The organism is Cellvibrio sp. (assembly GCF_053579595.1).
The window spans coordinates 1-7,402 of sequence record NZ_JBRFPI010000228.1; the positions used below are offsets into that span (position 1 = coordinate 1).

Annotated in this window: 10 protein-coding genes; 5 read left to right on the plus strand and 5 right to left on the minus strand. The window is 48.6% G+C overall.

Annotated features, from left to right (window positions below; translation table 11 throughout):
• The 3 genes from ACWA6V_RS14005 to ACWA6V_RS14015 all read right to left on the minus strand — a co-directional run.
• A partial coding sequence (locus ACWA6V_RS14005; RefSeq protein ID WP_449523070.1) for a hypothetical protein occupies positions 1 to 355 on the minus strand: 355 nt, incomplete at its 3' end.
• A gap of 38 nt (positions 356 to 393) precedes the next feature.
• Positions 394 to 813 (minus strand): DNA polymerase III subunit chi, encoded by a 420-nt coding sequence (locus ACWA6V_RS14010; RefSeq protein WP_449523071.1) that lies wholly within the window; start codon positions 811 to 813, stop codon positions 394 to 396.
• A 2-nt stretch (positions 814 to 815) separates the two neighbouring features.
• Positions 816 to 2,381, minus strand: a complete 1,566-nt coding sequence (locus tag ACWA6V_RS14015) for a leucyl aminopeptidase (RefSeq protein ID WP_449523072.1) — start codon at positions 2,379 to 2,381, stop codon at positions 816 to 818.
• Between the two features lie 235 nt (positions 2,382 to 2,616).
• Between ACWA6V_RS14015 and lptF the strand changes: the two genes are divergently transcribed.
• Both lptF and lptG read left to right on the plus strand, forming a co-directional pair.
• Positions 2,617 to 3,717, plus strand: coding sequence for an LPS export ABC transporter permease LptF (gene lptF, locus ACWA6V_RS14020; RefSeq protein ID WP_449523073.1), 1,101 nt, complete (start codon positions 2,617 to 2,619; stop codon positions 3,715 to 3,717).
• Positions 3,710 to 4,768 carry an LPS export ABC transporter permease LptG gene (gene lptG / locus ACWA6V_RS14025; RefSeq protein WP_449523074.1) on the plus strand — a complete coding sequence of 353 codons (1,059 nt, stop codon included), beginning with the start codon at positions 3,710 to 3,712 and terminating at the stop codon, positions 4,766 to 4,768. The genes lptF and lptG overlap by 8 nt, the downstream gene beginning before the upstream one ends.
• A 1-nt stretch (position 4,769) precedes the next feature.
• Here the strand turns inward: lptG and ACWA6V_RS14030 are convergent, their stop codons facing one another.
• Both ACWA6V_RS14030 and ACWA6V_RS14035 read right to left on the minus strand, forming a co-directional pair.
• Entirely contained in the window at positions 4,770 to 5,261 is a 492-nt protein-coding gene (locus ACWA6V_RS14030; protein ID WP_449523075.1) for an RDD family protein, read from the minus strand.
• A 9-nt stretch (positions 5,262 to 5,270) separates the two neighbouring features.
• Positions 5,271 to 6,167, minus strand: coding sequence for an adenylate/guanylate cyclase domain-containing protein (locus ACWA6V_RS14035; protein ID WP_449523076.1), 897 nt, complete (start codon positions 6,165 to 6,167; stop codon positions 5,271 to 5,273).
• A 159-nt stretch (positions 6,168 to 6,326) separates the two neighbouring features.
• Here ACWA6V_RS14035 and ACWA6V_RS14040 point away from each other — a divergent pair, with 159 nt between their 5' ends.
• The 3 genes from ACWA6V_RS14040 to ACWA6V_RS14050 all read left to right on the plus strand — a co-directional run.
• Positions 6,327 to 6,704 carry a GntR family transcriptional regulator gene (locus ACWA6V_RS14040; protein WP_449523077.1) on the plus strand — a complete coding sequence of 126 codons (378 nt, stop codon included), beginning with the start codon at positions 6,327 to 6,329 and terminating at the stop codon, positions 6,702 to 6,704.
• A gap of 29 nt (positions 6,705 to 6,733) precedes the next feature.
• The gene (locus ACWA6V_RS14045) at positions 6,734 to 7,225 is read left to right on the plus strand and encodes a hypothetical protein (protein ID WP_449523078.1); all 492 of its coding nucleotides are present in this window, start codon (positions 6,734 to 6,736) and stop codon (positions 7,223 to 7,225) included.
• 11 nt (positions 7,226 to 7,236) lie between these two features.
• Positions 7,237 to 7,402: ATP-binding cassette domain-containing protein (locus ACWA6V_RS14050; protein ID WP_449523079.1), on the plus strand; the 166-nt coding region annotated here is incomplete at its 3' end.

A 7,402-nucleotide genomic window follows, 5' to 3' on the forward strand; every position in this document is an offset into this window, starting at 1 on the left:
GTCGATGATCTGCGTTTGTGCCTGAATGGGTTGTGCCCAAGTGTGCAGTAAAACCAGGTTTTTTAGGCTCCTGAGTGGAGGCATGTTGTTCAGGGGAGTGAGTAGTTGTATCCAGTTGCCCGGCAATTTTGGCAATAACTGATTTGGGTTCATCAAACAGCGAGCCTTGGCCTGGTAAAACCGACTCGTGGCGGTTGATCAACACAGGAGGTTCTGAATGGAAATCCTCATCGAGAACTTCATCTTCACCCTCCATATCCTGCAGAATGGGAATGTCATCTTCTTCCAGTAATAATCCTTTTATCGATTCCAGCTCCTGCAATATTTCGGCTTTGGTTTTATTCGTATTGGCCATGATGCTTACCTGTTAATCGCCTTGTCTGTACGCGCGTATCACAATTTACGGGTTTCAATCGGATAGCCGCGGCTTTTATAAAAACTGAAGCGCTCGCGGCTGGATTGCAAACTCTGTTGTTCCTGAATGACCACTTCACTCAAACGCTCGAAGCGGCTGAAATAGGGTGGCGTGGTCTTGCTCAAGTTAAGCAATAAACCTTGATGGTCGCCAGCGTCCGGTGTAAAGGTAATCTCCACTGGTGATGGTTTGCCGCCGTTTATCAATTGATGCGGGATAAAACTTTCCGGCTTGAACGTCCACAGCAATTCATCGAACGCACGTGCTTCTGCTTCACTGTCCATCGCCACCAATACCCGCATGCCCATACGCTGTACTTTGTCGATCAAGCGGCAGGCAAACAACCAGCGGGCTTCGCTGGTTGTTTCCGGCAGTATGTAAAAGTCCACCTGCGTCACGATCAAACCTGATTAAGCAAGTACTGTACTAGCATGGTTACCGGGCGGCCGGTGGCACCTTTAGCACCGCCCGAACGCCAGGCGGTGCCGGCGATATCCAGATGTGCCCAAGCAAACTTTTTCGTAAAGCGTGACAAAAAGCAGGCGGCGGTGACAGCGCCAGCTTCGCGACCGCCGATATTGGCGATGTCGGCAAAGTTGCTATCAAGTTGTTTTTGGTAATCGTCCCACAATGGCATATGCCAGGCGCGATCGGCGGATTCTTCACCGGCTTTCAGCAGGGATTTAGCAAGCTCATCGTTGTTGCTGAACAAACCGGTCGCGTGATTACCCAGTGCGATCACGCAGGCGCCAGTGAGGGTTGCGATATCAACAACGGCTTTTGGCTTAAAGCGCTCGGTGTAGGTGAGGGCATCGCACAACACCAAACGGCCTTCCGCATCGGTGTTGAGGATTTCAATCGTCTGGCCAGACATGGAGGTGACTATGTCACCTGGTTTAGTGGCGCTGCCATTCGGCATGTTTTCTGATGCTGCTATCACACCCACCACATTAATTGGCAATTGCAATTCCAGCAGGGTCTGCATGGTGCCGAGTACGCTTGCAGCACCGCACATATCGTATTTCATTTCATCCATTGCGGCGCCTGGTTTCAGGCTGATGCCGCCAGTATCAAAGGTGATGCCTTTACCCACTAGCGCGATTGGCGCCTGCTTTTTACTGCCGCCTTTATATTCCAGCACGATGAGTTTGGCAGGTTGGTCGCTGCCAGCGGCAACTGACAAGAGTGAGCCCATGCCCAATTCTTTCATCTGTTTTTCTTCGAGGATATTTACACTCAGTTTTGACTGCTTGTTGGCGAGGCGCTTGGCTTCGCTGGCGAGATAAGTCGGTGTACAAATATTACCCGGTAAATCGCCCAGTTCGCGCGCCAGATTGACGCCTTTGGCGATAGCTTGGCCGAGCAGCAGGCCTTTGGTTGCGCCAGCGGTTTGGGCTTTGGTTGCACCAAAAAATACTTTCTTTAGCTGCAAGCTAAGTTCGGCCGGTTTGCTTTTGAGTTTATCGGCGCGGTAATCCAGCAAGCTCAGACTTTCTGCGACTTGGCGAGCCTGCCATTCGGCATCCTGCTCGGCAACACTGACTTCTGATAAAGCGAGGGTGATTTCACTGCAAGTAGTCGCACGCAATGCATCGCCGATTTTTTGTACTGCGCGACGATAGTTGTCGGCACTGACATGACCATCTTTGGGGGCACCAAAGCCCAGCACCAACAAGCGTTCTGCGGCTATGCCTTGGGGATTCAATAACAGCAAGCTTTGTCCTGCCTTACCTTGAAAACCCTCGCGCTTGAGCAGTGTTTCCAACTGCTGAGCATCGGCAGCGTTGATCGCGCTGGCAGATGGCGAGAGTTTTACGCCTTCATAACTGGCGACGACCAGACATTGGGTCACTTGTTTGATGGGATCGATCGCTTTGGTTGAGAACTGGATCAGGCTGGTTTTGGTAATGGCGGATTTGGCAGTCGCAGGTTTGGCAGATTTTGCAGAGGCTTTGGCGGCGGTCATAGAAAGTCCTTGGTAAAAAAAGCAGTGAAAAATTCGCTCAAGACAAATCGGGCGCGGTACGTGATAATGCCACAATTTGCGCGGTGCATGGCGGCAAAATTCGGTGAAAAGCTGAACCTTATCGCCTGCCACAAGTCACTAGTCACAACTAGACAATCTATCTATAAAAGCGGCAGACCCTATTGGGCAGATTTTGTACACGCAGTAGCCAATGTCGAATGACAGGATTATCACTTTGATTATTTTTCGTTATCTCTCGCGGGATTTGTTGATCACCAGTTTGGCGGTAAGCGCGATTCTGCTTACTATTTTTCTTTCGGGGAAGTTCGGTGATTATCTAAAAGATGCCGCGCAGGGCAAGCTCGCCGTCGACGTGCTCTTCACCATCATCGCCTACCGTATGCCTAATTTGCTGGAATTGATTTTGCCGTTGGGTTTTTACCTCGCGATTCTGCTGGCTTATGGGCGCATGTATATCGAAAGTGAAATGGTGGTGTTATCCGCTACCGGTATGAGCCAATGGCAATTGGTACGAATTACGCTGGTACCTGCCGCATTTGTCGCTTTGGTTGTTGCGGTATTCAGTTTTTGGCTGAGCCCATTGGGGGCACAGCTCACTGAGCAGGTTCTGGCTGAGCAGCGCAACCGGAGTGAATTTGAAAGCTTACAAGAAGGGCGCTTTCAGACGATAGGTCAGGGGCGCATCATGACCTATGTAGAACAAGTGAGTGATGACAATAAACGTTTGGAGCAAGTGTTTGTGGCCCAACAAGACGGCCAAACCAATTCCACCATCGTGATCGCCGAGACTGGTGAGCAGGCTTACGTTGCGGACTACGGACAGCGCTATTTGGTTCTACACAGCGGCCATCTTTACGAGGGGCGTCCTGGTACCAGCGAATTTAAAATCACAAAATTTGACGAGTGGGGCAGGTATCTTCCACCCACAACCAGTGAAGCAGAGCTTGAGAGTGAGGCAGACGCTAAAACGACGGCCGAGTTGTTCACAGCGAGTGATTCGGAAAGCAAAGCGGCGTTGCAGTGGCGTATCTCCATGCCGTTAATGGTGTTGATTGCAACCTTGCTGGCAGTGCCACTGAGTAAGACTAACCCACGACAGGGGCGCTACCTGAAAATGCTGCCGGCGATTTTGATTTATATTTTTTATCTCGCCTTTCTGATCAATGCGCGCGGAGCCATCGCGGAAGGAGATCTACCCGCTTGGTTAGGCGTCTGGGTAGTGCATATTCCCTTTTTGGTCATCGCTCTGTTGATGTTGAATTGGCAGGCACTATTGCAGTCGCGCAATAAATCGGTGAGGGTGGCCCATGCGTAAAATTACAGCTTATATATCGCGCACTGTTTTTTATGCAATCGCCATGACCCTGTTAGTGTTTGTGGCATTAGATTTTATTTTTGGTTTGATTAGCCAGTTAGAAAAAGTTACTGAGACTTACACCGCGCTAGAAGCTTTTTACTACATGGCACTAACCGTGCCCCGTCGCCTTTACGATTTGATTCCCTACGCTTGCTTGATTGGCTGTCTCGCTGGCTTGGGTTTGTTGGCCAGTACCAGTGAGCTAGTCATAGTGCGGGCAGCGGGAGTATCGGTAAAACGCATTGCGTGGATTGCGTTGCGTCCTGCGCTGATTTTTATTGCCATCGCACTGCTTTTAGGTGAATTTGTTTCACCCTATACAGAGCAAATGGCAGAAAATCGCCGTCACTTTTTAAAATACAATGTGACTCAGCAGGCGCCACAAAAAGTGTGGAACCGCGAGGGCAATGAATTTATGTATGTGAATGCCGTGTTGCCTAATGGTGTTATTTACGGTTTGACGCGCTATAAATTTAATGACCAGCATCAATTGGAATCTGCCAGTTTCACCAAAGAAGCGGTTTATCAGGACGGATATTGGCAAGAAAATGATATTTCTATCACCTTTATGGAGGATGCCAGTGTGCGCAATGAAACTCTGGCTGAGCGTCGGTGGGAAACGCCTCTCACCCCTAACTTGTTTAATATCCTGGTGCTGGCACCGGAAGATATCTCTATGCGCAACCTGCATTACTATACCAATTATCTTGAAGCGCAAAATCTTACTGCCAGTAATTACAGCTTAGCGTTTTGGCAAAAAATATTGCAGCCGATTGCGACAGCAAGTTTGGTGTTGATTGCTATTTCCTTTGTGTTTGGTCCGCTGCGTAGCGTCACCATGGGTCAACGAATTTTTACCGGCGTAATTTTTGGAATTGTATTTGTACTCTTACAAAAATTATTGGGGCCATCCAGTTTGGTATTTGGTTTCCCTCCCGTTGTCGCAGTGATGATTCCCATCTTGCTATGCATTGCATTGGGAATTTATTTGCTGAACAGAGCACGCTAAATTATTTCTTTTCTTTGCTCAAAAGCAGTGTGCGTGTTTTGCTGATTTTATCGTGCAGTGTTTGGCGCTCGTTGTTGGTATACATCATCCAATAGCCGGCGCCTGCCAGACAGAGTGATATTGGCGCGCAGAGAAAACGAATAATACATTGTGCATAGCTCGGGCAATTCAGGTTATCGTTATTTACGATTTTCATCCGCCAGGTTTTCATTCCCAATGTTTGGCCGGATTTGTGCCAGAAATAACAAAAAAATAATCCTATAGTCAAAATCCAGCCAATAAAAACGACTGCACCAAATATTCCCCAGGTGATGCGTTCCCCTGTCTCGGGTGCGCCCTTAATGGCCACGTTAATTCCCGCCACAATCGCACCATACAAAATACTGAGCGCCATAATTAGGAGTGAGTCATACACCATGGCAGCAAAACGGCGTATCAGGCTGGGCGTGGAGTATTCAATTGTTGTTTCGATATTCATGGAGGGATTGTTCATGTTGGAGTGTCACACTTTAAAATGCAGCGCCCAAGGCGTGCTGGCAGTAGCGGTTTGGCCAAGGCCAATAAACCCCCGACCTTGTAATGGCAATTCTTCGCGGCGCAAATAAATAGGTTCTTGCTCATCCACGTAGACATAGGTGCCGTTGGTAGAGTGATCAACCAACACATATTTGCCGCGGCGAAATTCAATATGGCAATGCTCGCGCGAGGCCAACTCAGTTTCGATCAACAATTGCGCTTTGTGCGGGTCGCGTCCAATGTGAAAGGGCGTCTGTTCTGGCAGCAGCGAAATAGTGCGGCCGTTTACCACTAATTCCAATTGGAATTTATCGACAAAACGGGTGACATCGTGAATCGGCATGACCATGGTCGCGCGATTGTCTTTACCGGAGTGTTCCCACTCCAAGCGATAAATCAGTGTCTTCTCTGTTTCGCCTTTGATGTTGATGCGATCAAACATCTGGCAGTCGCGGCGCAGTGCGTTATCCATTGCATCCACAACAGATTGGGTGATCACGATCTGGTTGGCGCGGGCGATATGTGCCACGCAGGCTGCATCGTTAACCCTATCGCCAAAAACATCATTTGGTGTGATGAGTACATCGCCATAGGCAATGCCGATACGAATTCCCAAATCTTTCAGCCGAGGCTCTTTAATGCTGCGCTGTTGAATCGCAATGGCCGCTTCACACGCTTGGTTAACCAAATCAAAGCGCGCCATGATTTCGTCACCAATGGTTTTCACCAACGTGCCTTCATGCACGATGGTCAGCGCCGTCATAAATTGAACAGCGTCATCAATCGTCGCTTTAGCTTCTTCATTACCCACCCGCTTATATAGCGCCGAACTACCGGAGACGTCGGCGAACATAATGGCTTGTGTTTGGCTGCGTTGATTCATGCGATCCGTGACTTATGGTTTGACGGGCGGGTGCTAATGATAAGCACTTTGAAGGCGGATGCCTATACGGGGCGTTTAAAGGGCTATTGGCTTTTTTGGTTGCGTACTGTGTATATCTGTGTATACTGTGCATATCGTATATATACAGATGGGGTTTGCGTGACCGAGGCATTATTTCTTTCGCAGAACGACAGTCGGCCCATGTATCTGCAAATCATGGAGCAGATCAAACAAAAAGTGCGCGCGGGCGATTGGCCTGCGGGGCACCCCTTGCCTTCAATTCGCGAGTTGAGTGTGTCAACCCAGGTGAGTGTGATTACGGTTAAGCGCGCCTATACCGAGTTGGAGATGGAAGGCGTAATTGTGACTCAGGCGGGGCGCGGTTCGTTTGTGGCCGATGTGGTGGATGTACAAAAAACGCTGCTTGAAGCGGAGTTGGAAAAGCATATCGCCAGCGTGATTAACACTGGGCATGTGTTGGGATTAAGTGATAGCCAAATTGTAGCGCTGGTAAAAAAAGCATTAATTGGGAGTTAGTTGTTACGCAATATTTTTTAGGAGGATTTATGAAAAAGCCAATTTCTATTCAGGTAGTTGCTGCTGTTGTTGCGTTATTGGGGTTTAGTGCGAATCTCAGTGCAGAAAATTTACCAAGATCGGGAAGTATCAGTATTAATGCGATATTTAAAGGTGACGCGCCCATAAAATTCAATGACGATTACAGTCATTACACGTCCACAGGTGTGACCTTTAATGAAGCGGGTAGTGGGCCTTTGCACATGGGTAAGGCGGCATGCGCCTATGCCAATTTTACGCGTAAAGATATCAACAAAGGTGCTGGCTTTTGTACCTTTGAAGATAAAGAGGGCGACAGTATTTTTGTTCAGCATGCAGGCACGGGTAATGCGAAAGGTGAGGTGAGCGGCGCTATCGATATTATTGGTGGCTCGGGTAAATTCGAAGGGATTAGTGGCAGTGGAACCTACGCTTGCACTCATACCGACAAGAAAAGTGAATTTCCTTGCACTGAAAAATTTGATTACCAATTGCCTGAATAAGAGACGCAATCATGCAAAACGCCATTGAATTTAATCAGGTTTGCAAGCGCTATCCGGAGTTTTATCTGGATCACCTTGACCTGAAATTACCAACCGGTCAAGTGATGGGGTTGGTGGGTGTGAATGGTGCAGGTAAATCTACCGCCTTGCGTTTGATTATGGGATTGATCCAGCCAG

Bases quoted from the DNA above. Each gene is read 5' to 3' on its own strand.
- ACWA6V_RS14015 (WP_449523072.1), bottom strand. From the start codon at position 2,381: ATGACCGCCGCCAAAGCCTCTGCAAAATCTGCCAAACCTGCGACTGCC.
- lptG (WP_449523074.1), top strand. From the start codon at position 3,710: ATGCGTAAAATTACAGCTTATATATCGCGCACTGTTTTTTATGCAATC.
- ACWA6V_RS14030 (WP_449523075.1), bottom strand. From the start codon at position 5,261: ATGAACAATCCCTCCATGAATATCGAAACAACAATTGAATACTCCACG.
- ACWA6V_RS14035 (WP_449523076.1), bottom strand. From the start codon at position 6,167: ATGAATCAACGCAGCCAAACACAAGCCATTATGTTCGCCGACGTCTCC.
- ACWA6V_RS14045 (WP_449523078.1), top strand. From the start codon at position 6,734: ATGAAAAAGCCAATTTCTATTCAGGTAGTTGCTGCTGTTGTTGCGTTA.